Here is a 24,607-nt window from a genome sequence, read left to right on the forward strand (position 1 = left end):
CTGTAATTGTCTGTACAATCCTAACAGAACAATACAACCGGAAACAAATTACTCTCCTTTAAATACAGGTGCTCTTTTTTCTCCAAAAGCGACCAAAGCTTCTATTCGATCTTTTGTTGGAATCGTCACTTCATAGGCTTTTGCTTCAATCGCAAGACCTGTTTGAAGATCCACTTCACTTCCATGTTTAATAGCATATTTGGCTTGCTGTACAGCAACAGGACCATTTTTCATAATAAGAGACGCATAGTTCTCACATACGGCCATCAATTCTTCCCTGGATGTTACCTGGTTTAAGATTCCGTAAGAAAATGCTTCTTCTGCCATCATTTTTTTCGCTGTTAAAATGAGTTCCATCGCTTTTGCTTGACCGATCAGTCTAGGCAGACGCTGTGTTCCGCCAGCACCAGGGATAATCGCCCAGCTAAGCTCGGTTAATCCCATTGAAGCTTCTCTAACCGAAACTCGCAGATCACAAGCAAGAGCAAGTTCAAATCCGCCACCGAACGCATGGCCGTTGATCGCACAGATCGTCGGTTGCGGTAAAGCTTCTACTGCAGAAAACACGTCACGAATCTTACGTACGTTTCGTTTCACTTCTGCTTCCGTTAAGGTGCGACGCTCTTTTAAATCAGCACCTGCACTGAATGCTTTCTCCCCGGCACCTGTAAAAATCACAACACGCACATCGCTGTTATGATGAATGTCCTCAACCACTTCTTCCAGCTCTTTAAGCGTCGTAAAGTTAAAACAATTCAGCACTTCTGGCCGGTTCAGTGTTACATAGGCAACATGATTTTTCACTTCATATAAAATTGCGCACATTTTGCTTTACCTCCTATTTGTCATGGATTGCTTCAATTACAGATGCAATACCCTGTCCTACTCCGATACACATCGTAGCAAGACCGTATTGCGCTCCTTGCTTCTTCATTTCATGAATAAGCGTTGTTAATATGCGCGCGCCACTCGCGCCAAGCGGATGGCCAAAAGCAATCGCTCCACCGTTCACATTTACTTTTTCAGGATCTAATCCTAATTCCCTGATGCATGCCAGCGATTGAGAGGCAAAGGCTTCATTCAATTCAACAAGCTCCAGATCAGCAACTGACAGACCTGCACGTTTCAATGCCTTGCGAGAAGCTTCTATCGGACCGACACCCATGATAGCAGGCTCAAGTCCGGCAACCCCAGAAGATATATATCTTGCTAATGGCTTTAATCCTAATTCATCCGCCTTTTCACGGCTCATTAACAATAGAGCAGATGCTCCATCGTTCACACCAGACGCATTACCCGCTGTAACGGATCCGTCTTTAAACAATGGTTTAAGTGTACCCAGTTTCTCTCGTGATGTTTCAGGACGAGGATGTTCATCTTCTGTGATCCATGTTTCATTGCCTTTGCGATCTACTAATCGTACAGGAACGATCTCTTCTTTAAATCGGTTTTGTTCCATCGCTGCTTTAGCCTTTTGCTGACTTTTATATGCGAATATATCTTGTTCATCTCTTGTAATTTCATATTTCTTTGCTACGTTTTCAGCGGTTTCAGGCATAGAATCTGTTCCAAAGTTTTCATGCATGAGCGGATTTACAAAGCGCCATCCGATTGTCGTGTCAAACATCTTCATATCACCGCGCGGATAATCCACTTCCGGTTTCCCCATAACAAGAGGCGCACGTGTCATACTTTCTGTTCCACCAGCGATGAACACATCTCCTTCACCTGCCATGATGGCGCGTGCTGCGTAAATAACAGCGTCCATTCCTGACCCACAAAGGCGATTGATCGTCGTGCCTCCCACTTCAACAGGCAATCCAGCTAAAAGAGCTGACATTCTTGCCACATTACGATTGTCTTCACCAGCACCGTTTGCGTTACCAAAGATGACTTCTTCTATTTCATTTGCAGGCAGTGAGCTGTTTCGTTCTAAAAGGGCAGAAATAACGACAGCTCCCAAGTCATCTGGTCTAACAGATTTTAACGCTCCTTTATAGCGGCCGATCGGCGTTCGGACAGCGTCAACAATAACAACCTCTTTCACTACTTTTTCACCCCGCTGTTGTCCAGGGTGTAATCATATACACCTTTACCTGATTTGCGGCCCAGTCTTCCTGCTTTCACATACTTTACAAGAAGAGGAGCAGGACGATATTTTTCACCAAGTGTTTTATGAAGGTAGTTTAAGTTGTTTAAACGTGTATCTAGTCCGACTAGATCTCCAAGTTCGAACGGACCCATAGGAAAATTCAATCCAAGCTTGATCGCTTTATCAATGTCTTCAGGAGTTCCAACCCCTTCTTGGAGCATATAAAACGCTTCGTTTCCGATCATCGCAGAAATTCGGCTCGTAACGAATCCGGGAAACTCGTTTACCGTTACTGTTTCTTTTCCCATTTTTACCGCTGCCTCTTTTGCTAAATCAACGGTCTCATCGTTCGTTTCATGACCACGAACAATCTCAACAAGAGGCATTCTGTGAACAGGATTAAAGAAATGCATAGCGATTACATTTTCAGGGCGCTTCGTAAATGAACCGATTTCTGTTGGACTCATCGTAGACGTATTGGTAGCAAGAACACAATGCTTTGGCGCTGAACGGTCTAATTCTTCAAAAACAGCACGCTTAATGTCTATATTTTCTGGAACTGCCTCGATCACAATATCTGCACCGCTTACAGCCGCTCGGAGATTCACTGTGTATGACAGCTTCTCTTGTGCAGCATGTGCATCTCCATGTGACAGCTTCCCTCGAGATACCGCTTTTGAAAAAATAGAATTAATTTCTCTTTTGGCATTTTCAAGCTGTTCTTCCTTCACATCGACGAGCTGAACGTCAAATCCACCAACAGCACAAACGTAGGCGATGCCTCTCCCCATTACACCAGATCCGATGACTACTGCATTTTGCAACATGGTCTCTCCTGCCTTTCTTTTAAACAAGTGTTTAACATTTTTGATTATACTTTGTTGCTTTGATAGAGTTAATTTCCGCTCTTTGGGCTCGCTTTCCGCAGGGTGTGCGGTGAGCCCATTCGCCGCTTTGCGTCATTGAACGGTCTCACCTGTCCCACTTACCCTGCAGGAGTCTCTCCCTTCCGCTCCAATTAACTATTCAAAGTAGATTTTTAAAGAATCTCTTCCTAGCAACATATTTTTAGAAAACAGCCTTGTATAAAAAGCGAGCACAACGGCCCGCTTTTGTTTTTTTTATGTCTTTTTAAAGGCTTTTAGGAGCTTGTTGCTTCATTGACAAGTTGATTGGAGCGCAAGGTGCGTGCCTACTACTTGACAAACTTCTCGTAAGGCATGCGACGAGGAAGCTCAGTTCGGTAGCAAGTCCTTGTAGACGCAGGAGCAAGGAAGATGCTTTCTCGAAAGTGGATTTCCCAAGGAGGCTCACCGCCCACCCCGCGGAGAGCGAGCATCCTGGAGCGGAAATCAACTTCTCCCACAAGCAACAAAGCTTATACAAACAGCCTTTTAACTTACAGATTAAAAGGATTCAACGGACGACTTCCTGTATAGGAAACAACACTCTTTGTTTCACTATACAGATCAAGTGTTTCAATACAAAGCTCTCGGCCGAATCCTGATTGCTTGTAGCCTCCGAATGGCGTTCCAGGAAATGCTGAGAACGGAGAATTGATCATGATCGTTCCCGCTTGAATCATACCAGCAACACGCGTGGCTTTTCCATGGTCCTTCGTCCAGATTGCCGCCGCAAGACCAAAATCTGTATTGTTCGCTAAACGAATCGCTTCTTTTTCATCCTTAAACGTTGATACAACGACAACCGGACCGAAGATTTCTTCTTTTACGACTTTCATATCTTCCTTAACATCCGTAATAATTGTCGGCAAGTACCAGTGACCGTTTTCAAAGTCGTCTACCTTCGCACGTCCGCCGCCAAGAGCGATTGTAGCTCCTTCCTCCTCAGCAGACTTAACATAGCCATCGATTACTTCCAACTGACGCTCAGAAATGATCGCACCAACATGCGTACCTTGATCAAGTGGATTGCCAAGAACCAGTTTTTTTGCTTTTTCAACAAACTTTTCCATGAATGCTTCATAGACGCTTTCTTGAATGTATAAACGAGAGCGTGCTTCACAAGATTGACCGGTGTTATAAAAGATTCCGAAAAGAGAACCATCAACCGCTGCATCAATATCTGTATCTTCAAACACTAAGTTCGGGGATTTCCCGCCCAGTTCAAGAGTCACTCGCTTAAGTGTTTGGGACGCTTTTGCCATGATGTCTTTACCCGTTCCTGTTTCTCCAGTGAACGCGACTTTATCAACACCTTCATGCTCAGCCATATATGCACCAACAGTAGATCCATCTCCAGTGATGATGTTCACAACACCTTCAGGAACGCCAGCTTCGTGGCAGATTTCTGTCATTACGATTGCTGTAAGCGGTGTTAAACTGGCTGGTTTTAAGATTACGGAACAACCTGTGGCAATAGCCGGTGCGATCTTCCACGCAGCCATCATCATCGGGTAGTTCCAAGGTATAATCTGTGCACATACACCAAGAGGCTCTTTTAACGTGTAGTTCATGAACGGCCCTGGCATTGGATTCACGGCACCACGGTGGCTAACAATCGCTCCTGCGTAGAACTCAAAATCCTCAATCGCCTGCATCACTTGTCCTTGGGCAGCACTTAAAGATTTACCGCTGTTTAAGATCTCAAGCTCTACAAGCTCATTGAAACGAGAACGCATGATGCTTGCGATTTTGTTCATCGTGCGCGAACGCTTGTTTACAGGAGAGCGCTTCCATTTGCCTGTTTCAAAAGCAAGTCTCGCCGCTTCAACGGCACGGTCAACATCCGCTTTTGTAGCCTTCGCCACTTTCGCTAAAGGCTCTCCAGTAGCTGGGTTGTATGTAACAAAATACTCCCCTTCAGATCCCCCAACGCTTTGTCCACCGATTACCATATCGTATAATTCACGTTTAACTTCTTTGACGATTGTCTTTTCTGTACTCATTTCTCTCCACTCCCTTGATCTATGATGTTTATTTTCCTGTGAACGCAGGTTTTCTCTTTTCTAAAAATGCGTGTAATCCTTCTTGATGATCTTTTGATTCTCCAGCAATTTTCTGTGCTTGTGCTTCATACTCAAGCATTTCATTCAGATCGCTTTCCCAGCTTTTATTCAAATAGCGTTTAATAAGTCCGATTGCTTTTGTCGGCATGTTTGCAAGTTTCTCTGCATACGTTTCCACTTCAAGCATGAACTCTTCTTCGCTTACCGTTTTCGTTACAAGACCCAACTCTTGTGCTTGCTCTGCTGTGATTTTCTCACCCATGACAGCAAGCTCCATCGCTTTCGCGTGGCCGACTAGACGCGGCAAGAAATAGAGGTTTCCAGAGTCAGGCACTAATCCAACATGAATAAACGCCTCTATAAAACTCGCTTTCTCGCTCGCGATACGAAAATCACATGCAAGCGCTAAGCTCATTCCTGCACCAGCTGCTACACCATTTACCGCTGCGATAACCGGTTTTTCCATTGCGACTAATGCCTGCACCATCGGATTGTAGCCTTTACGAAGAACTTCACCATAATCCGTATCCGTTGACCCTGAAAGGTCCTGACCAGAACAGAACGCACGGCCCGCTCCCGTAATGACGACAGCTCTTACGTTAGAGTCTTTATTCGCTTCTTTAATCGCTGAAACCATTTCTTTATGCATAAGTGAAGTAAAAGCATTCAGCTTGTCAGGACGGTTTAATGTAATCCAAGCGGTCTTTCCTCTTGTTTCGTAGCTTATCGTTTCAAACATGGTCATCCTCCTACTTTCCTTTAAACTCTGCAGGACGTTTTTCAACAAAAGCTTTCATGCCTTCTTTTTGGTCCTGTGATGAGAATAATAGGTAAAAGTTTTTTCGTTCAAACTGCATGCCCTCATACGTTGAATAATCGATAGATTTGTAGACTGTTTCTTTAATTAATCGAACGGATAACGGTGCTCTTGAAGCAACAAGCCTCGCATATTTTTTTGCTTCATCTAAAACAAGTTCAGGAGCAATCACCCTGTTGATCACCCCATACTGCAGGGCATCACCTGCTGTCATCGGATCACCTAACCATAGCCATTCAAGAGCTTTTTTCTGTCCCATCAGCTTTGTGAGCTTCACTGTTCCCCCAGCTCCAGGCATCACGCCAAGCTTAATTTCGGGAAATCCAAACTGTGCGTTTTCAGCAGCAAACAGTATATCTGCACAAAGCGCAAGTTCAAAGCCGCCACCAAAGCAATATCCGTTCACTGCCCCAATAATAGGCTTTTTAATCGTTGCAAGACGGTCCCACTCTTTAAACTGATTTAATAGTTCAAGAGAAACGCTGTCGTCTTCTTTCATCTCATCAATGTCGGCACCTGCGGCAAACGCACGCTCACTGCCAGTTAAAACAATCGCTTTTACCTCGTCATTACAGTCAAACGCTTCAAAAGCATTTAAAAGCTCCGTAACCATCGGCCGGTTAATCGCGTTAAGTACACGAGGCCGATTTAATTGAATTAAGGCAATCCCATCTTCAACAGAGGTTATGATTGTCTCAAAATTACTCATTGATTTCCTCACCGATCATGAGCGTTACAAGGTCAGCTGCAAAACTCATCAAGTCTTTTCCAGATGCTTTCCCTTCGTCAGACTTCATCGCTGCTTTCAAAGCATCATGGTCGTCGTAATACATTTCACAGAGGATGTGGTATTCACTTTTACCCATTGGCGACCCGACAATCTTTGTTACTTCCATTTTGCGAAGTCCTGGAATCTGTTTTGTAATCTCGGTATGATGTCCAAAATAGTGCTCTTCAAACTGTTCGATATTCTCCGGTGTTTTGTAAAGTGCGATAAGTTTTACCATGTGTGTTTCCTCCCTATTTTAAAACTCATATTATATTTAGCCCATATCAGCAACTGGTTTCATTGCCTCAAACGGGTTCTTACACGATTTGCAATACAGAATGCTTCGACAGGCGGTCGGACCAAATATATTTTCCATCGTTACATAGGTTGATCCGCAGTATGGACAGTCGATCTCCCAAGGCTCTCCCATCACGTGGTTTGCAGGAGGCGGTGAGATGCCAAACTCTTTTAATCGAGTGCGGCCTTCAGGTGTAATCCTGTCTGTCGTCCATGCTGGTGTGAATACAAAATTCACTTCTGCCGATAAAATTCCTTCCAGCTGTTCCACTGCTTTTTTAATGTCTCTTTCGATGATGTGCAGAGCAGGACAACCTGAAAAAGTAGGAAGTACAGATATCTTTACTTTTCCTTCATTTACTTCAACTTCGTGTACCATTCCAAGGTCCAATATGCTGACGGAGGCGATTTCAGGATCCTTCACTTTCCCAAGCGCGTCCATAACGGTATCGGTCATGCTGTTTTTTAATTCGGACACGGGGTTCATCTCCTTTCTTAATCGTCTTACCAGCCAGTAGAAGGGTTTGTTGCATATACTTCTGAAAGAGTTGAAAGAGCGTGCTTCAAATCTTCTGTGTGAACACCGTTTCTCCCATTGCCTCTTTCCATTCGAGGTTCACCTGGGTAATTGGCTCCCACTTCTTTGAAAACAGCTTCCATTTTGTTCGTCCAGCGTTTTTTCATTACCGCTTCATCGTCTATAAAATTCGCTTTAACAATATCAGCATACGATGGCCCTAATGTAAGCACACCGCCAAAGTCTTTCCATACCTTTTCAATAGCCGTATTCATCCGTTTGATCGCTTCATCTGTACTTGTCATCAGCTGCTTGAACCAGATCTCCCAATGCATGAGGTGATAGTATTGTTCTGTCATGATTTTTCGAGCAGCTTCAGCTAACGGCTCATAAGCAGAATGGCGCAGTGAATCAAGGCGAATCTGCTTGTGTACGGCATAGAAGTAATTTCTGACGACTGCAAATGCCCAATCATAATCAGGTTCTTTCAAATACGTACCTGGTCCGTTCACTTCTTCTAAAATAATAGCGTTGCGAAATTTTTCAACTGAGCGCAAGTGTGCAATTTTGTCTGCATCTCCTTCACCTAAACCTTCGAGCAGATTATAGTAAAGGTTTGCATGTCCCATCATGTCCTGACTGATTGAAGAGAAGGCAACATCCTCTTCAATATGAGGCGCTAGACCTAACCATTCTGATCCACGAAAGGACAGAATAAAATCGTCATCTGCCAGCTGATAGAGGAGCTCGATCAATGCTTCTTTCTCTTGTGGTTTCACTGTTTCCTGTGTCATTAATTGTCTCCCCTTCCGCCAAGAATGTGCTGTTCTGTAAATTGCTCTTGATTGTAGTCGCGCCATTTCTTCTTTAAATATCCGTACCCTTTTGTCTCTCTGTACTCCTTATCGAGTCTCTTAAGCATCTCTCTTTCATCCTGATTGAGTCCGCGTATGTTCTCTCTTTTCACAACCCAAATATCAGCAACGGTCTCTCTTCTAAAAAAATTCTCTTTTGCCATGATGAGTGCCATGTCAGCATTCGGAGCGAGCAAGCTGAAACTGTGCTGAAAAGGTGATTTATCTGTCTTCTTACTAAATACTTCATAAACGTTATAAAATTCATTTTTCGGTTCGTTCACGTTTGTTGTCTCTCCCTTCCGCTGTTAGATCGCCTTTTTAGCAGCCAGTGCTTCACGGACCCACTCGTTATTTTTGTATGAGCGGCGGCGCAAGTCCAAGCGATTTTGTGATTGTGGTCCGTTTCCTGAAACGATCTGTTTAAATTCGCTCCAGTCGGCATCTTTGTATACCCACATTTGGCTGTCTTCGTCAAAATGAATCGTTTCATCTGGAATTGTTAATCCAAGTGACCAAATACGCGGAATGTATTTAGTAAAAAATTCTTGTCGAAGGTCTTCATTCGTTTTTGTACGGATCTTATACATGATGTTCTTATCTGCATTGGAGTTCCCAGTTTCCTTAGCCGATTTTGGTCCAAAGAACATAATGAGTGCTTCCCACCAGCGGTTTAGTGCGTCTTGCAGCATTTCACGTTGTTCTTTAGAGCCCTCTGCCATCGCTAAAATAATGCTTTCACCGTGCTGAGCGTGGAATACTTCTTCTGCACATATACGCTTTAACGCCCGAGCGTATGGACCATAAGAAGAATCCAGCATCATGCTTTGTGAGATGATTGCTGCTCCATCTACGAGCCATGCGATGATTCCAGCATCTCCCCATGTAGGTGCATCCATATGAAAGACATTGTGAAATTTTAACTTTCCTGAAAAAAGATCTTCCATGATGTCATGACGCGTTTTTCCTAGCGGTGCCATTAAATCCTCTGCTACACGAAGCAGCAATTGACCATGCCCCATCTCATCCTGTACCTTAGCCATGATCGCAAGCTTACGGTGCAGTGACGGCGCTTTAGGTACCCACTCTTTCTCTGGAAGCGCTCCCATAATTTCCGAAATGCCATGCATAGAAATTAAACGTATCAGCTGTAAACGATAATCGGCAGGCATCCAATCATCCGGTTCAATTTTCTCCCCAGCATTAATACGATCAAGAAAATGCGTCATCTTTTCGTCTTCACTAAGTTGACTAAAGCTCATCCCAACAGTCATGTTAATCCCCTCCTGTAATATTACGTTTTATTACCGTAATTATAAAATAACGTCATATGTTTAAACAATGGTTAAACACCCATTTTATTCTGAACATGCTTAACCACTCGGATCGCTTTTCCTTCAGAACGCGGAATTGCCTTTGGTGGAAACACTTTAATATCCAACGAGACAAGACAGGTGTTTTTGACTTTCTGTTTGATTGTCTGTTTTAAAAGCTCTGTAGCTGTATGTGATTCATTCCCATTCGTTAATGCGTAAAGCTTTTCACTCATCTCTACATGCAGTTCAATATGTTCTTTTAAACCTTCTGTTAACACATGAACTTGGTAATGAGGAACAATATCTTCTATTGATAAGAGGCAGTTTTCTATCTCTGACGGAAAGACATTTACTCCCCGTACGATAATCATATCGTCAATTCTGCCTTTTACACGGCTCATGCGAAGCGTTGTTCTGCCACAACGGCAAGGCTCACGATCCAGTGAAGCAATATCTCCTGTTCGGTAACGGATGACGGGAAACGCTTCCTTCGTTAAGCTCGTAAATACAAGTTCGCCGTACTCCCCGTCTTGCATAGGTTCAAGCGTTTTTGGATTGATGATCTCAGTGATAAAATGATCATCCATAATATGCAATCCATTCTGTGCCTCGTGGCATTCCATCGCTACACCAGGACCCATAACCTCGCTTAGGCCATAAATATCCATCGCTTTAATTCCCAGCTTTTCTTCTAACGTTGCTCTCATTTCTTCAGACCAAGGCTCTGCACCGAAAATCCCATATTTTAATGAGGTGGCTTTTGGATTTAGCCCGAGTTCCTCCATCTTTTCAGCAATGGTTAAAATATATGAAGGTGTTCCACAAATGACTTGAGGCTTGAAGTCTTCTATCAGTAAAATCTGCCGCTCCGTATTGCCCCCTGAAACAGGAACTGTAACCATCCCAATCCGTTCTGAACCATAATGAAGCCCAAGTCCACCTGTAAAAAGACCGTAACCGTATGCATTATGAAGAACATGACCTGGCTCTCCGCCCGCAATGGCGATGGACCTAGCCACCATATCACTCCATCTATCAATGTCACCTTCTGTATACCCAACTACAGTCGGTTTGCCGCTCGTTCCTGAAGACGCATGAAGACGAACGAGATGCTCTTGAGGAACGGCAAAAAGTCCAAAAGGATAGTGATCCCGAAGATCTTTCTTAACAGTAAAAGGAAGTTTTTGCAAATCTTGAAGGATTTCAATGGAACATGGCTGGATGTCTCTTTCATCAAAAGCATTCTTGTAAAAAGGTACGTTTTCATAAACAGCAGTGACGGTTTGCTTTAAACGGTGCAGCTGAAGTTCTTCCTTCTCATCACGATTCATACATTCCACTTTAGGATGGAGGATCATTCATTTTCATCTCCCTTTGTAATATGTAAGCGATTACATTTGAGAATAAAAAATATGACGTTTTTATACCGTCGACAATTAATCGTGTAATGTTATTTATGTTTAGCTTATCATTTCATTTATTTTTCTGTCAACGTTATGTACGCAGAGGATAATTTCTACCACTATAATTTCTTCGTACATCGTTTTTATAAAATTACGCTCTAGTTTTCTAAAGTTTATCCCAACATTATTTATGAAGAAGAGCTAAATACAAAAAGGCTGACTTCAAGATCACATGACGTGTTCTTATAAATCAGCCTTCTCTTTATTAATATAGAAGATCCAGAAACTCCTGGCGAGAAACATTACCAAAATAATGCACCAAATCGATATCTTCTAACACATTTTCAATCGCATCACGATCATAACGGATACCGTTTAATCTGTTTTCGATATCTGACACGTCACCCACTCCAAAGAAGTCTCCAAAAATCTTAATCTCTTGAATGATTCCTTTTACAATATGAAGACGAACATCGATTGATCCTGCTGCAAATCGGTTCGATAGCTCTACATTAAATTTAGGTGACTTACCATAGTTCCAATCCCAGTTCGCATAACGCTCTCTGGAGATTTTACGAATCTCTTCCCAATCTTTCTCTGTTAATTCGTACTTTGGAATCGATTCTAACTCTTCAAACAAGTAAGTTAAGAGTGTTTCTTTAAATTCTTCCATCGTCATGTCTTCATCTAAATGTTCTCTGATGTTCGTCACACGGCTTCGAATTGATTTAATGCCCTTCGATTCAATTTTATCCATACGTACGTTCAGTGCAGAAACAACATTCTCGATTTCAGAATCAAAAAGAAGTGTTCCATGGCTGAACATTCTGCCCTTTGTTGAGAACTGTGCGTTACCCGAAATCTTTTTACCTTCTGCAAGAATATCGTTGCGTCCGCTTAACTCAGCATTCACTCCGAGCTTTTTTAACGCTTTTACAACTGGATCGGTAAACTTTTTAAAATCATGAAAAGAGTTTCCGTCATCCTTCGTAATAAAGCTAAAGTTCAAGTTTCCAAGATCATGATAAACAGCACCGCCGCCAGATAGGCGCCGAACTACATGAAGACCTTCTTCACGTACATATTCCGCATTAATCTCTTCAACGGTATTTTGATTCTTACCAATAATAATGGAAGGTTCATTTATATAAAAAAGCAAATACGATTCATTGATGTCCAAATGCTTTAGAGCGAATTCTTCAATCGCCAGATTCACTCTTGGGTCTGTAATATTTTCATTATCAATAAAAAGCATGTAATTTCTCCTCTTTCAGTCCCTATCATTAAGCTCCCCACGTCCAGCCGGAAGAGGCAAGCTCTATCTTTTTGTTATACACCTCTTTTGCCTCTGTGACAAGCTGTGACAACTGACCAAAATGAGGAAGATGTGTCAGAAGCAGATGGCTCACTTCAGATTGTTGAGCCAGCTTCCCACAATCCTCAGATGTCATGTGACCTGGACCACTTCCATCCATTCCTTTATAAAAATTGCATTCTGCTATCAATAGATCAGCTTGTGTGCTGAAAGGAACCAGTTCAGGGACCAACGCAGTGTCAGCTGTGTAAACGACTGTGTTTATACCGTCGGTTATACGCATGGCGTAGCAAACGGCAGCATGCTTTGTAAGTTGAAACGTAATCGTAAATGGCCCTACTTTTAATTCACGTGAAGGATCATACGCAATTCCTTTTGTATGCTGCGCGTAAGTAAGCGAAAGTAGTCCTCCTTCATCTTCCTTATGTCCATAGATTGGCAATGTCTTTATTCCTTCTTGCAAAAAAGACTGAATTAGACGGCTATATTGAAGTACACCAATGTCAGCCACATGATCTGCGTGATAGTGGGACAAAACTACGGCATCAAGTTGTTCTGGCTTTATGTATTTTTGAAGCTGAGAGAGCACCCCGCTACCACAATCGATAAGCAAGTTAAATCCTTCACTTTGCAATAAATAGCCTGATGTGGCTTCCCCAGCACCTGGATACCCACCCCAATAGCCTAAAACAGTAAGTTTCATGAATTAATTCCTCCGTTTCATGTTTGTTCTTTAAGATTATCAAAGTCATATGAAAGCTTCCATGCTTTTATAGAAAAAGCAACTCAAGAAAAAAACACCGAAGATTTTCGGTGCTTCTACAGTCAGTTTACCCCTCATTTCGCTAAGGCATTACATTCTTTCCTGTTGTGCCTGAATATTGATGAGTATGTCCGTCATTAAAGGTGGTCGTTCCGGAAAACATATGATAATGTGTTCCATCACCCGTATAAACCGGCGGCCCAGTCGTTCCTGAGAATTGGTGAACATGACCGTCATCAAAAGTAGTTGTTCCTTCATATGAATGAACATGCCCCATCGTGTTATTTGCTGCATTCGTTACCCCTTCAACCGTGTGTGAATGACCGAAATTAACTGAGGTTTGAGTCTCATACGAATGAACATGCAATTGCCTGTTATTCCATCGAATATGTTCAATATCATGATCGTGCACAACATTTCCTCCCTTGTCTTTTTTCTACCTATATCTATGTACGATCAAAAAATTGTATAACTAAAACCCTGCAGCTATGAATCACTGCAGGGTTATCACTCTTATACGTCTATTCTTTTACCGCACCAGAGGTTAATCCCGATACGATTCGGCGCTGGAAAGCCAGTACCATAATTACGAGCGGAACCGTGACAATCACGGTAGCAGCTGTAATCTCACCCCACGGGATGGTAAACTGTCCTTCAAACATCGCGATACCAACCGGAACCGTCTTATAAGCATCATCCGTGTTAATCGTTAAAGCAAACAGGAACTCGTTCCACGCAGCGATAAATACAAGAATTGCTGTTGTGAATATGCCAGGAATAGCGAGTGGAAGAATAACTCGCCAGTAGGTCTGCATCAAGGATGCTCCGTCAATTTTAGCGGCTTCCTCCAGATCAAATGGAATCTTGCGGAAGAACGTAACAAGAAGCCAAATCGACAAAGGCAAAGTAAACGTCGTGTATGGAATGATCAAACCCAGATAGCTGTTCGTCAGCCCGAGATTCTTTAAAACGATATAGATAGGAGAAATGGTCGCAATCTGCGGAAACATGGAAACGGATAGTACGATTCCTAAAATAACCGTTTTTCCTTTAAACTTTAAACGCGCTATCGCATATGCTGCAAAACTAGCAACGAGAACGGTATATAGTGTTGTGACAGAAGCAACAACAAAGCTGTTCCATAAGTATTTTACAAAAGGATAATTCACAAAAACAGATTCATAGTTCTCTAACGTCATATTATCCGTAAACGGTATGAAGGCTCGGTCACCGAACAACTCGGCTACCGGCTTGATTGAACTTGTCAGCATCCATAAAAACGGAAACATGACAAGGAAGACAAACAATGCTAAAAAGACATAAAACATTGGACCTGCTTTTTTGTTCATTTCCTGCTCACTCCTTTATGGTTTCCGTTTTTATTTATCATTTAATAAGTCACGACCTAAGAACTTAATATAGATTATAGATATGACAGCTACACAGACAAACACAATAACAGCCAACGCCGAACCTTCACCGAAATTGGTTTGATTAAACATTACTTTATATGCCAGGATTGATATGGTTTCTGTAGAGTTTGCAGGACCACCGCCCGTTAAAACATAAACAAGGTCGAACACACGGAACGCATCAAGTGTACGGAACAACAAAGCGACAAGGATGCTTGATTTTAGAAGCGGTAAGGTAATCTTTACAAATTGCTTCCACTTACTCGCTCCATCAATAGCTGCTGCTTCATACAACGAACTCGGAATAGTCTGTAATCCTGCTAAAAGAAGAAGGGCCATATATGGTGTTGTTTTCCATACGTCTGCAAAAATAACCGAGAACATCGCTCCGTTACTGCTCGTTAATAAATCCGTCATGCGGTCGATCAGTCCGATTTCCTCAAATACTTTTGCCACGATTCCATTTTGTCCATCATATAAATATTTCCACATGAGAGCTGAAACCGCCGTAGGTATCGCCCAAGGAATAAGAATCGTCGCCCGAACAAGACCTCTCCCAAAGAACGCCTTATTGATCAGGATCGCGATGGCTAATCCAATAACGAGTTCTACAAAAACAGAGATCACTGTAAAGATGGTCGTATTTTGAATAGCTTTCCACATCCGCTTATCGGCTAAATTATCTTTGTAATGCTTCAAACCAATAAAGTTTGGTGTGATAACCGAATCACTTAATGATGAGGATAAGCCGATTGCATCATCTGGATTTTCCAGCTCACTTTTAAGTTTTCTAACACGATCTGTCGTTTCATTTGTTGTTTTTTCTAGCTGGAGTGCTACAGCCTTTTCGATATCAGCAACAGCCAGTTCTTCGCTTATTGGCTTCATGACCATCAGTTTTTCGTCAACTTCATCATAACGAGCTTTAAGATCGTTATCTTTCTTTAGCTCTGCATCTATTCTCTCTAAATTGGACTGAATCTCTTTAAGCTCGACTTTAGTCTTTCCAGATGCGGTCTCTGCCTCTTCCTCCAGAGCATTGATCAGGAATGGAAAGTTATCTAAGTACGTGTGAAGATCTACTTTGTAAGAAACATACGCTTCAGATTTAGAAGGATTGTTTAGTCTCAGATCAAACATGCTGTAATAAAACGATTGAAAAACAGGCCATATTGCGATAACTAAAATAAGAATTAAGGAAGGGGCAATAAGGAAATAGCCGATTGAACGCTCAGAAAGCTTTTTCTTAGATTTCGACTTTGCTCTTGCTGCAATAGGCTTTTCGTTGTTAGGCATTAGATTAGGTTTCAAAAGGGTCAGCTCCTTGCTTTTCGAATGCAATCGACGGACGGGCGTTGAAACGTCCATCCATTTCACTCTGTGGAATCGATACCAGATAGAGAGAAAAGGGAGCCTTCATCCTAAAGAAGGCCTGCCCTTTTCCTACTAAAACATGGCTTATTTTTCAAGTTTCTCTGAAATCTCTTTTTGCATATTTTTAGCCGCTTCTTCAGGAGTGATCTTCTTAGCGATAGCGCTGGATACTTGAACCTGAATGATGTCAGAAATCTCTGGGTAGTTCGGTGCTACCGGACGAGATACAGCAGCTTCTAAAGCATTTACAAAACCTTCTTCTTTAAAGTATGGATTTGCCTCTAAAACTTCTTGGTCATCATATAGAGAAAGAATCGTTGGTGCATGTCCACCTTTGATCGCGTCGATCTTTTGTCCTTTTTCTCCAGCCATAAAGCTTAAGAACTTCCATGCTTCTTCAGGATGCTTCGTGTTTTTGTTAATACCAGCCATCCAGCCGCCTAGAGCTGCTGCTGAACCTGCATCACCAGATGGAAGTGGAGCTACGCCTACTTTACCTACAATCTTTGATTGCTTCTCATCGTTTGCTAAGGCAAATTGATAAGGCCAGTTACGGATTAGGCCAGCTTGTCCGTTAATGAATGCTGTATGAGACTCAGGCTCAGCAAATGTTGTAACGTTTTGTGGCACAACATCAGAGTTCACGATTTCAACAAGCTTCGAAATTCCTTTAACTGCCTCTGGAGAATCAACTTTAACTTCACCATTTTCATCAATGATCTTTCCGCCATAAGAAGCGATGAATTCAACCGCGTTACATACTAGCCCTTCATATTGCTTCGCTTGCAGCAAGTAACCGAACTGCGTTCCGCCTTGTCCTTTTGTTTCTTTTGCTTTTGCTAACAGGTCATCCCATGTTTGCGGAACTTCACCTTCACCTACAAGGTCTGTACGGTAGAAAAGCATTCCTGCATCAATAAACTTCGGAAGTGCCCACTGCTTTCCTTTGAACTTGGAAGCACTTAATGCCCCTTCGTTATAAGCATCAAGATCTACGCCATCTTTTTCGATAAATCGATCTAGAGGCATCAAGAACCCAGCTTGTGCAAACTCTGCTGGCCAGATAACATCCAGATCAATCACATCGATCTCATCTGAGTTCGCGTTAAATGCTGTTACGTAAGCATCATGCTGCTTCCCGGTATCCGCTGGCATTTCTTTAAATTTCACCTTAATGTTAGGGTTTTCTTTTTCAAAAGCTTCCACCATCGCTTTAGTCCCTTGTGTGTCATCCTTACCACGTGCATAAACGATCGTTACTTTCTCGTCTTTATCGCCGCCGGAATTATTGCTGCTGCCTTCCTCTTTGTCTGAGCAAGCTGCAAGCACAAGTGAAAGCGCTAGCGATGCAGAAATCACTTTCGAGATATTCTTAAGCTTTTTCATTTTATTTCCCCCTACTCTCCTGTTTTGTAAACGATTTCATTTCATTTTAAAAATTTTTAAGTTGAAGTCCGTTCAATCAAACGAAGCGGCAAGATTACTTCTTTTCTTACGGGACGCCTTTTGGATTGAATAGATTCAATCATCAACTCCATCGCGTTACGGGCAATCGTTTCAATGGGTTGTTCTACCGTTGTTAGCTCCATAAGTTCTGCAAGAGGCTGATTGTCAAAGCCTATGATAGCTAAGTCCTCAGGTACTCTCCATCCCGCATCTTTCGCAGCTTTCACAAGACCTGCTGCCACTTCATCACTTCCAGTAAACAGAGCCTGTGGCGGATCATCCAGTTTCTCCAAAGCTTTAAACGTATTCAAGCCATCTTGGACACTGTAAGCATTGCGGAAAAACCATTCATCTTTCATTAGCAGACCCGCTTCCTCAACTGCTTTTAAAAAACCAACCTTTCTGTCGTAAGCCACTCTTGAACTTTTGTGATCACCGGAACAAAATCCAAGCTTTGTATATCCCTTATCGATCAGATGTTTTGTTCCTATGTACCCGCCTTCGATCTGATTTAGGAACACAATAGGGACTTCGGCCGTATCGGTATATTCGTTGCATACAACGATCGGTCCATATGACAAATAAGGTTCAATCTGACCCCAGTCATTTTCGATTGACGTTAAGATCAAACCGTCTACTTGCTTCGTTTTTAAGAGCTCTAAGAAGTTACGTTCCTGCTCCTTTTTGTATCGCGTTTGGCACAAGATTAGCTGATAGCCTTTTTTACCCGCCTCTTTTTCCATCACTTCAACCAAATGACTAAAAAATGGATTCGTGATTCGCGGAACATAGACAGCAATCGTTTCCGTCTGTTGCCTTCGCAATCTTCTTGCAGATGAATTAGGAACATAATTCAGTTCTTCCATGGCTTTAGAAACAAGTCGTTTTTTTTCTTCAGTTACATATGGATGCTGGTTGATTACCCTCGAAACGGTCGTCCGAGATAATCCGGCTAATTTCGCCACATCTTGAATGGTTGCCATCAGAATCTCCTCTTAAAAACAATGTGGAATCGAATTCATGAAATCGTTTTCATAAATCGAGTATAAGTTACCCTCTAACTTCAGGTCAATGCCTTTTTTCAGAAAGTTTCGTGATTAAGGTCGTGTGTCCAAGCAGGAGATCATCGGAAACGAACGAACTTATGATAAAATACATAAACGATTGTTATTCTTGAAAGGAGCCGGACGGATGATTAAAGTAAAAAATTTAAAAAAGTCCTTTGGTGAGCTTGAAGTACTGAAGGACATCAATGCAGAAATAAAACCACAGGAAGTTGTCTGTGTCATAGGACCTTCTGGCTCGGGGAAGAGTACGTTTCTTCGGTGTATCAATAAACTGGAGGATATAACAGGTGGTCAAGTTTTAGTTAACGGAACAGACATTACGGATCCCAAAACGAACATTAATAAAATTCGGGAAGAAGTCGGAATGGTATTTCAGCAATTCAACCTCTTTCCCCATAAAACGGTATTAGAAAATGTAACCCTTGCTCCACTTAAGGTGAAAAATTCGAACAAAAAAGATGCCGAACAAAAAGCGCTAGCATTATTAGAAAAAGTCGGGCTTCAAGATAAAGCAAACGCTTATCCCTCACAATTAAGCGGTGGACAAAAGCAGCGTGTTGCGATCGCACGCGCTCTCGCGATGGATCCGAAAATCATGCTGTTTGATGAACCAACGTCAGCATTAGACCCTGAGATGGTCGGTGAAGTATTAGAGGTTATGAAGGATCTTGCTCGTGAAGGAATGACGATGGTCGTCGTTACGCATGAGATGGGATTTGCCCGTGAAGTCGGTGATCGTGTGATTTTCATGGATGGCGGATATATCGTCGAAGAAAATATACCTTCTGAGCTATTCGGTAACACGCAGCATGAACGTACAAAACTATTCTTGAGTAAGGTACTATAAGTCCATTATTGGGTGGACATTGAAGAACCAGTATATTTTTACCGTTTTTCCTTTTAAATAAAAAACAAGGACATCGCGTGTAATTTTCATGCGATGTTCTTGTTTTTAACTGGCCCTTTTTACTTTGGATGATTTCTATTCATTCCTGACGATTACAATGTGATTGGAACGAATGAGTGTTTTTACGAAGTAACCGCCTCAATCGGTTTAATTTACGATTACTTTTTGATTAACCCTTTACTTCTTAAGAAGTCTTGTGCCACTTCACTTGGATTTTCTTTATCGATATCAACCTTCGCGTTCATCTCCTGCATGTCTTTAACAGTTATTGCGCCTTCTAGCTCCTTCAACACTTTTTCAAGCTCTGGATACTCTTTTAGCGTTTCATCTCGAACAATTGGAATGGCATCATACGGCGGGAAGAATTTTTTATCGTCTTCTATCGTCTTTAAATTGAATCGTGTAATTCTTCCATCTGTCGTAAAGGCTGAAATCGTATCAACTTCTCCTTCTTTTACTGCCGTGTACATAAGGTTAGGGTCGATGCTGACCTTTTTCTTAAAGTTTAAATTATACGCTTTGGCGAACGGTTTATATCCATCTTCTCGCTCATAAAATTCACTTGGTGCCCCAAATGTAACTTGGTTTGATTTTGGTGACAGCTCAGAGATCGTTTTCACTCCGATTCGATCGTACGCTTCCTGATTCATTGCAACCGTGTACGTATTTTCAAAACCTAAAGGGTACATCCACTGCAGGTTATATTTTTCGCTATACCCTTGCTTCACTTTTTCATAGATTTTGTCAGGATTCATACCTTCTTTGTATTCCTCTTTTAAGATGGTTAATAATCCTGTACCAGTGTATTCCACATACATATCGATATCACCAGCTTTAAGGGCTTCCGTTAAAATCGGGGTTTCTCCTATTCCTTCTTTAATCACTACAGGATAGTCTGTCTTTTCTTTAATGTACTCTGCCATGATGTGTGGAAGAATATATTGCTCTGTCCATTTTTTACCCGAGATTACGATGGCATCTTCCGTCGTTGTCCCGCGATAGATGAAGAAAATAACGAGTGCTGCCACCGGAATTAAAATCCATGAAGTCTTCTTCCAAGAAAAGCGTTTCTTTGCCCTTGGCTGTGTAGCGATTTCAATCCGTTTTAAAATAAAGTCAAATAAAATAGCTAACAGAGCCGCTGGAATGGCACCCGCTAATACGATTTCATTACGAGTTGTAGAAAGACCCCGGTAAATAAGATCTCCTAATCCGCCTGCACCAATAAATGCAGCAAGCGTAGCCACTCCAATCGTAAGGACAGTTGCTGTGCGAAGACCTGCCATAATAATCGGAAGTGCGAGTGGCAATTCAATCATTCGCAGAATCTGAGTATTGGTCATTCCCATTCCTCGTCCTGCTTCAACTGCTGACTGATCAACCTCTGTAATCCCTGTATACGTATTACGCAAAATCGGCAGAAGCGCATAAACCGTTAACGCAATAATGGCCGTGATGTTGCCGATCCCGAAGAATGGCAATAGAAATCCAAACAACGCTAAGCTAGGAATGGTTTGGAAGACCGCCGTTACACCAATTACAGGTTCAGCGATAGATTTTCTTCTTGATATAAAAATCCCTAACGGAATCGCAATAATCGTTGCTATAAAAATAGAAACAAAGGATAAAAACAAATGCTGCTGCAATCCAATCAAAATTTCAGGCCATCTCGATTGAACAGTATTTAAAAACGTTGTAAAAAAGTTTTGGTTATCCATGTTCAGGTCCTCCTTCTAGAGGAGTTCCTATGCGCAATCCTGCAAGACCTCTCATCATCGTTGCCCGTGTTATCAACCCAACGACCTGTTCTTCTTCCATAACTGGAATGGAAGTTACTTTTTTTACTGCGAAAATCTCTGCAACTTCTGTATAAGAAGCATCTACAGGTACCGTTACTACTTCGTGATTCATAATATCTTGAACGGTCTTATCTTCCTCATGAAAATGCTTTTCTATCGTTTCAAGGGTTGCCACACCTAGCAGTTTCCCTTTCTGATCTGTAACAAGCAAACTATCTACCGTATGCTTTTTCATCATTTTTAACGCTTCAGCTAATCCTCTTGTCGGTTTAGCTGTAACAAGCTTCTGCAGCATCAAATCTCTTGCTGAAGGGGCAGAAGCGTTTGTATTTAATCGTTCTTCTCCAATGAATCCTTTTACAAAGTCATTAGCAGGATGTCGCAAAATCTTTTCAGGAGTGTCAAACTGAACAATTTCACCATTCTGCATTATCGCGATTCGATCTGCTATTTTTATCGCTTCATCCATATCATGGGTAACAAAAACAATCGTTTTCTTAATGGAATCTTGAAGACTAACTAGTTCATCTTGAAGCTGCTCACGGCTGATAGGATCTAGCGCAGAGAACGGCTCGTCCATTAAAATAACTGGCGGTTCTGCTGCAAGCGCACGAATAACTCCTATACGCTGCTGTTGACCTCCGCTTAGCTCAGAAGGATACCGCTTTTTAAATGTGGCTGGATCTAACCCTACTAAATCAAGCAGTTCATCGACTCTGCCCTCATATTCTTCTTTCTTCCAACCTTTTAATCGAGGTACGAGTGAAATATTATCTTCAATCGTCATATGAGGCAGAAGTCCAATCTGCTGAATAACATATCCGATATTCCTTCTCAGCTCAACGGGGTTTTGGTTTGCAATGTCTTCCCCATCAATTAAAATAGTCCCTTTTGATGGTTCGATCAAACGGTTTATCATCCTCATGGTTGTCGTTTTACCGCAACCACTAGGCCCAATCAGCGTGACTAACTCTCCTTTTTTAATTTGAAAGTCAATGTTCTTCAAGGCCTCAAAACCGTCAGGAAACGTTTTTCCTACGTTTTTGAAAGTAATCAAAGTGGTTCTCTCCTTTTTACGTAAAATAAGCTGCATCCTTTAGAATGTCCAATTATTATAGTTCCCTTGCTTGCTTGCTAAAAAACGTCTTTTTCAAGCGGAAGTTGATTATCTATGAAAGTTCAGCCATTTTTTTAGGATTCCTAATGTTTTGCCCTCAAATCCAAAAATTTTTGCATGAATTCACGAGTTTTTATTCTGAATCCAAAAAAATGAGGATATATGAAATAATCGTGCACATAAAAAAGCACATGGACATACATTCCAAGTGCTTTAGCGATTAAGCTCCTTCAATTTCTTTTTAGTTTTTTAAACTGTTCTGCAAAGTATATCCACGTTCCAATCATACTAACGACCATGAATCCAATTAATATCCATGTATTTAAGGCAAAGCTGGTCATATCTCCGCTTGAAATAACCGATTTGAATCCTGAAACTGAATAAGTCATCGGAAGCCATGCATTAAAAACTTGCAAACCATTCGGTACCAATTCGATTGGGAATGTTCCGGCACTCGTAGTGAGCTGAAGAATTAAGATGATGATGGCTACAAATCGTCCAGGATCACCTAATAAGGTTACGAATAGCTGTACGAGCGCTAAAAATGTAAGACTTGTAATGATGCTCAGTAGTATAAAACCAGGCAGATTGCTAACTTGAATATTTAACCCTAGCAATAAAACGGCGTCTGCTATCAAAGCTTGAACGACACCTACGGCAGCTAGGAAAGAAAACTTCCCTGCGAACCAGTCTAACCCTGAGCGCGGATTCCCTGTTTTATCCCGTAAAGGAAATACGATAGACATCAATAACGCCCCGACAAAAAGTCCAAGTGATAAAAAGTATGGAGCAAAACCAGTTCCATAGTTTGGAACATCTGAGAAGGTTTTTGTTTTTACAGAGACAGGGTTGGCAATTCGTTCAAACATCTTGCTGTCTGGGTCAAGTTCTCCTGTTTTGTCTGCTGCTTCACTAAGTGAAGACGAAAGCTTGCTGCTTCCATCAAGAAGTCTTTGTTCCCCGTTGTGAATCTCCTGCACGTGATCTGTAACCTCTTGCCATCCTGACGAAATGGTTGACGTTCCATCTGCAATCTTACCGCTGGCAGCTAACAACTGTTGTGAACCAGCTGCTGCTTCGCCTAACTTAGATTGAAACGTTTCAGTGCCTTCATTAAGCTTTGCTTGACCGCTCACAAGCTGATCAACTCCGCCAACTAATTTAAGCTGACCGTTATGAAGCTGTTCTGCTCCTTGTGCAACAGCGGTTTGTGAATCGCTAAGCTTTTTAGCACCGTCTGAAAGCTCATTTGCTCCTCCTGCAATCTTGCCGGATGCTGCAGTTACGTCATCTAAACCGTTATTAACGCCATTGCTGATCGCTGCAAGCTGCTTTAATGATGCAGCCATCTCTTCGTCAGACATATTGCCTTGGTTTTGTATCAATGCATGAATTTGTTGTTCTAGTTGTTTTGATCCTGCTGTGGCTTTTTGCGCCCCTGCGTTCCATTCATTCACAGAACCAGCAAGTGCACTCGCACCACTCGATAACTTAGCAGCACCGCCTTGAAGGGCAAGACTACCGTCCTTGATTTTTTCTGATCCTGCTGTCGCCTGGTCAATTCCGCCTTTTAGGGCTTGTGCACCGTTACTCAGTTGACTTTGACCAGCTGCAAGCTGTTTATGAGCCGCAAGCAGTTTATCGATTCCGCTATCAAACTCGGTTAATTTTGACTGAAAAAGAGTTGCACCCTTTTTAAGTTCATTGATCTGGGGCGTTTTCTCTTCCATGCCAGTTGCAAGTTCACCACTTCCAGAAGCCGCTTTCTTAAGACCGTCTGTAACTTGATTCGACCCGTCTGCGGCTTTTTCCAAACCGCCGGCTAACTGCTCTACTTGATCAAACATGACTTCAGCATACGTTTTGGTAAGTTCGTTCGATAGGCTTTCTTTCATCTTATCAACTGCAGTTCCACCAATTTGTGCTGCTAAGAAGTTAAAGCCTGCATTTGGTGAATAAATAATTTCTGGCTTTTTATCTGAGCTGTCAGATAAAGATGTTGCATTTTCTGAAAAGTCATGGGGAATCTCGATCATCATATAATATTCATTTTGTTCGAGTCCTTGTTTTGCTTTTTCCTTACTTACGAATTTCCAATTAAACTGCGGATTCTCTTTTAGTTTTTCAACAAACTCATCACCGACAGTTAAACTATTTCCGTTATATTCATACCCTTCATCAAGGTTGACTATAGCAACCGGCAAATCTTCCATCTTTTCATAAGGGTCCCAAAATGCCCATAAAAACATCCCGCTGTACAGCACAGGTATAAAAAGAACGGCCAATACGGGGATGGCGATTTTTTTGTTTCGAAAGACTGCTTTAAACTGTTCCCCAATAGAATCAAACAATGAATTCACTCCTTTAACTATAC

Annotated in this window: 23 protein-coding genes; 1 reads left to right on the forward strand and 22 read right to left on the reverse strand. The window is 41.9% G+C overall.

Annotation, left to right across the window (positions count from 1 at the left end; all coding sequences use genetic code 11):
* Nucleotides 1–48: 48 nt before the first annotated feature.
* The 19 genes from KUV80_RS14765 to KUV80_RS14855 all read right to left on the reverse strand — a co-directional run bounded on the left by KUV80_RS14765 (nt 49) and on the right by KUV80_RS14855 (nt 18,326).
* Nucleotides 49–825 (reverse strand): enoyl-CoA hydratase-related protein, encoded by a 777-nt coding sequence (locus KUV80_RS14765; RefSeq protein ID WP_222463497.1) that lies wholly within the window; start codon nt 823–825, stop codon nt 49–51.
* 13 nt (nt 826–838) lie between these two features.
* Nucleotides 839–2,047 carry a thiolase family protein gene (locus KUV80_RS14770; protein ID WP_222463498.1) on the reverse strand — a complete coding sequence of 403 codons (1,209 nt, stop codon included), beginning with the start codon at nt 2,045–2,047 and terminating at the stop codon, nt 839–841.
* A complete protein-coding gene (locus KUV80_RS14775; protein ID WP_222463499.1) occupies nt 2,047–2,919 on the reverse strand; it encodes a 3-hydroxyacyl-CoA dehydrogenase in 873 nt (290 codons plus the stop codon). Before KUV80_RS14775 ends, KUV80_RS14770 begins: the two co-directional genes overlap by 1 nt.
* Before the next feature lie 572 nt (nt 2,920–3,491).
* Nucleotides 3,492–5,000 carry an aldehyde dehydrogenase family protein gene (locus KUV80_RS14780; protein ID WP_222463500.1) on the reverse strand — a complete coding sequence of 503 codons (1,509 nt, stop codon included), beginning with the start codon at nt 4,998–5,000 and terminating at the stop codon, nt 3,492–3,494.
* 28 nt (nt 5,001–5,028) lie between these two features.
* Nucleotides 5,029–5,799, reverse strand: a complete 771-nt coding sequence (locus KUV80_RS14785) for an enoyl-CoA hydratase-related protein (RefSeq protein WP_222463501.1) — start codon at nt 5,797–5,799, stop codon at nt 5,029–5,031.
* Nucleotides 5,800–5,809: 10 nt separating this feature from the next.
* Nucleotides 5,810–6,586, reverse strand: coding sequence for an enoyl-CoA hydratase/isomerase family protein (locus KUV80_RS14790; RefSeq protein ID WP_222463502.1), 777 nt, complete (start codon nt 6,584–6,586; stop codon nt 5,810–5,812).
* Nucleotides 6,579–6,884 carry an EthD family reductase gene (locus tag KUV80_RS14795; RefSeq protein ID WP_222463503.1) on the reverse strand — a complete coding sequence of 102 codons (306 nt, stop codon included), beginning with the start codon at nt 6,882–6,884 and terminating at the stop codon, nt 6,579–6,581. Before KUV80_RS14795 ends, KUV80_RS14790 begins: the two co-directional genes overlap by 8 nt.
* A gap of 36 nt (nt 6,885–6,920) precedes the next feature.
* A complete protein-coding gene (gene paaD / locus KUV80_RS14800) occupies nt 6,921–7,430 on the reverse strand; it encodes a 1,2-phenylacetyl-CoA epoxidase subunit PaaD (RefSeq protein WP_222463504.1) in 510 nt (169 codons plus the stop codon).
* Between the two features lie 17 nt (nt 7,431–7,447).
* A complete protein-coding gene (gene paaC, locus KUV80_RS14805; protein ID WP_222463505.1) occupies nt 7,448–8,254 on the reverse strand; it encodes a 1,2-phenylacetyl-CoA epoxidase subunit PaaC in 807 nt (268 codons plus the stop codon).
* A complete protein-coding gene (gene paaB, locus KUV80_RS14810; protein ID WP_077363378.1) occupies nt 8,254–8,598 on the reverse strand; it encodes a 1,2-phenylacetyl-CoA epoxidase subunit PaaB in 345 nt (114 codons plus the stop codon). The genes paaC and paaB overlap by 1 nt, the downstream gene beginning before the upstream one ends.
* A gap of 24 nt (nt 8,599–8,622) precedes the next feature.
* On the reverse strand, nt 8,623–9,588 hold the full coding sequence (paaA, locus tag KUV80_RS14815) for a 1,2-phenylacetyl-CoA epoxidase subunit PaaA (RefSeq protein ID WP_222463506.1): 966 nt from the start codon (nt 9,586–9,588) through the stop codon (nt 8,623–8,625).
* A gap of 71 nt (nt 9,589–9,659) precedes the next feature.
* On the reverse strand, nt 9,660–10,988 hold the full coding sequence (locus KUV80_RS14820; protein ID WP_222463507.1) for a phenylacetate--CoA ligase family protein: 1,329 nt from the start codon (nt 10,986–10,988) through the stop codon (nt 9,660–9,662).
* A 310-nt stretch (nt 10,989–11,298) separates the two neighbouring features.
* Nucleotides 11,299–12,288, reverse strand: a complete 990-nt coding sequence (locus tag KUV80_RS14825; RefSeq protein WP_222463508.1) for a lipoate--protein ligase — start codon at nt 12,286–12,288, stop codon at nt 11,299–11,301.
* Nucleotides 12,289–12,316: 28 nt separating this feature from the next.
* On the reverse strand, nt 12,317–13,051 hold the full coding sequence (locus KUV80_RS14830) for an MBL fold metallo-hydrolase (protein ID WP_222463509.1): 735 nt from the start codon (nt 13,049–13,051) through the stop codon (nt 12,317–12,319).
* 142 nt (nt 13,052–13,193) lie between these two features.
* Nucleotides 13,194–13,523, reverse strand: coding sequence for a YmaF family protein (locus KUV80_RS14835; RefSeq protein WP_222463510.1), 330 nt, complete (start codon nt 13,521–13,523; stop codon nt 13,194–13,196).
* A 109-nt stretch (nt 13,524–13,632) separates the two neighbouring features.
* Entirely contained in the window at nt 13,633–14,460 is an 828-nt protein-coding gene (locus KUV80_RS14840; RefSeq protein ID WP_222463511.1) for a carbohydrate ABC transporter permease, read from the reverse strand.
* 30 nt (nt 14,461–14,490) lie between these two features.
* Complete coding sequence (locus KUV80_RS14845; RefSeq protein WP_222463685.1) at nt 14,491–15,819, reverse strand: carbohydrate ABC transporter permease; 1,329 nt, start codon at nt 15,817–15,819, stop codon at nt 14,491–14,493.
* 162 nt (nt 15,820–15,981) lie between these two features.
* Nucleotides 15,982–17,283, reverse strand: a complete 1,302-nt coding sequence (locus tag KUV80_RS14850) for an ABC transporter substrate-binding protein (protein WP_222463512.1) — start codon at nt 17,281–17,283, stop codon at nt 15,982–15,984.
* A gap of 56 nt (nt 17,284–17,339) precedes the next feature.
* On the reverse strand, nt 17,340–18,326 hold the full coding sequence (locus tag KUV80_RS14855) for a LacI family DNA-binding transcriptional regulator (RefSeq protein ID WP_222463513.1): 987 nt from the start codon (nt 18,324–18,326) through the stop codon (nt 17,340–17,342).
* A 208-nt stretch (nt 18,327–18,534) separates the two neighbouring features.
* On the opposite strand from KUV80_RS14855, the gene KUV80_RS14860 reads away from it, so the two are divergent.
* A complete protein-coding gene (locus KUV80_RS14860; RefSeq protein WP_222463514.1) occupies nt 18,535–19,257 on the forward strand; it encodes an amino acid ABC transporter ATP-binding protein in 723 nt (240 codons plus the stop codon).
* A 218-nt stretch (nt 19,258–19,475) separates the two neighbouring features.
* Here the strand turns inward: KUV80_RS14860 and KUV80_RS14865 are convergent, their stop codons facing one another.
* The 3 genes from KUV80_RS14865 to KUV80_RS14875 all read right to left on the reverse strand — a co-directional run bounded on the left by KUV80_RS14865 (nt 19,476) and on the right by KUV80_RS14875 (nt 24,584).
* The gene (locus tag KUV80_RS14865; protein WP_222463515.1) at nt 19,476–21,035 is read right to left on the reverse strand and encodes a glycine betaine ABC transporter substrate-binding protein; all 1,560 of its coding nucleotides are present in this window, start codon (nt 21,033–21,035) and stop codon (nt 19,476–19,478) included.
* Complete coding sequence (locus KUV80_RS14870; protein WP_222463516.1) at nt 21,028–22,173, reverse strand: betaine/proline/choline family ABC transporter ATP-binding protein; 1,146 nt, start codon at nt 22,171–22,173, stop codon at nt 21,028–21,030. Before KUV80_RS14870 ends, KUV80_RS14865 begins: the two co-directional genes overlap by 8 nt.
* A gap of 290 nt (nt 22,174–22,463) precedes the next feature.
* Nucleotides 22,464–24,584, reverse strand: a complete 2,121-nt coding sequence (locus KUV80_RS14875) for a YhgE/Pip domain-containing protein (RefSeq protein ID WP_222463517.1) — start codon at nt 24,582–24,584, stop codon at nt 22,464–22,466.
* Nucleotides 24,585–24,607 lie beyond the last annotated feature (23 nt).

This window comes from Fictibacillus nanhaiensis (assembly GCF_019801215.1).
Classification (GTDB): domain Bacteria; phylum Bacillota; class Bacilli; order Bacillales; family Fictibacillaceae; genus Fictibacillus; species Fictibacillus nanhaiensis_C.

Coding starts and splice junctions, on each gene's coding strand:
- KUV80_RS14765 (WP_222463497.1), bottom strand. CDS start 825: ATGTGCGCAATTTTATATGAAGTGAAAAATCATGTTGCCTATGTAACA.
- KUV80_RS14775 (WP_222463499.1), bottom strand. CDS start 2,919: ATGTTGCAAAATGCAGTAGTCATCGGATCTGGTGTAATGGGGAGAGGC.
- KUV80_RS14780 (WP_222463500.1), bottom strand. CDS start 5,000: ATGAGTACAGAAAAGACAATCGTCAAAGAAGTTAAACGTGAATTATAC.
- KUV80_RS14785 (WP_222463501.1), bottom strand. CDS start 5,799: ATGTTTGAAACGATAAGCTACGAAACAAGAGGAAAGACCGCTTGGATT.
- KUV80_RS14790 (WP_222463502.1), bottom strand. CDS start 6,586: ATGAGTAATTTTGAGACAATCATAACCTCTGTTGAAGATGGGATTGCC.
- KUV80_RS14795 (WP_222463503.1), bottom strand. CDS start 6,884: ATGGTAAAACTTATCGCACTTTACAAAACACCGGAGAATATCGAACAG.
- paaD (WP_222463504.1), bottom strand. CDS start 7,430: ATGAACCCCGTGTCCGAATTAAAAAACAGCATGACCGATACCGTTATG.
- paaC (WP_222463505.1), bottom strand. CDS start 8,254: ATGACACAGGAAACAGTGAAACCACAAGAGAAAGAAGCATTGATCGAG.
- paaA (WP_222463506.1), bottom strand. CDS start 9,588: ATGACTGTTGGGATGAGCTTTAGTCAACTTAGTGAAGACGAAAAGATG.
- KUV80_RS14820 (WP_222463507.1), bottom strand. CDS start 10,988: ATGATCCTCCATCCTAAAGTGGAATGTATGAATCGTGATGAGAAGGAA.
- KUV80_RS14825 (WP_222463508.1), bottom strand. CDS start 12,288: ATGCTTTTTATTGATAATGAAAATATTACAGACCCAAGAGTGAATCTG.
- KUV80_RS14830 (WP_222463509.1), bottom strand. CDS start 13,051: ATGAAACTTACTGTTTTAGGCTATTGGGGTGGGTATCCAGGTGCTGGG.
- KUV80_RS14840 (WP_222463511.1), bottom strand. CDS start 14,460: ATGAACAAAAAAGCAGGTCCAATGTTTTATGTCTTTTTAGCATTGTTT.
- KUV80_RS14845 (WP_222463685.1), bottom strand. CDS start 15,819: ATGCCTAACAACGAAAAGCCTATTGCAGCAAGAGCAAAGTCGAAATCT.
- KUV80_RS14850 (WP_222463512.1), bottom strand. CDS start 17,283: ATGAAAAAGCTTAAGAATATCTCGAAAGTGATTTCTGCATCGCTAGCG.
- KUV80_RS14855 (WP_222463513.1), bottom strand. CDS start 18,326: ATGGCAACCATTCAAGATGTGGCGAAATTAGCCGGATTATCTCGGACG.
- KUV80_RS14860 (WP_222463514.1), top strand. CDS start 18,535: ATGATTAAAGTAAAAAATTTAAAAAAGTCCTTTGGTGAGCTTGAAGTA.
- KUV80_RS14865 (WP_222463515.1), bottom strand. CDS start 21,035: ATGGATAACCAAAACTTTTTTACAACGTTTTTAAATACTGTTCAATCG.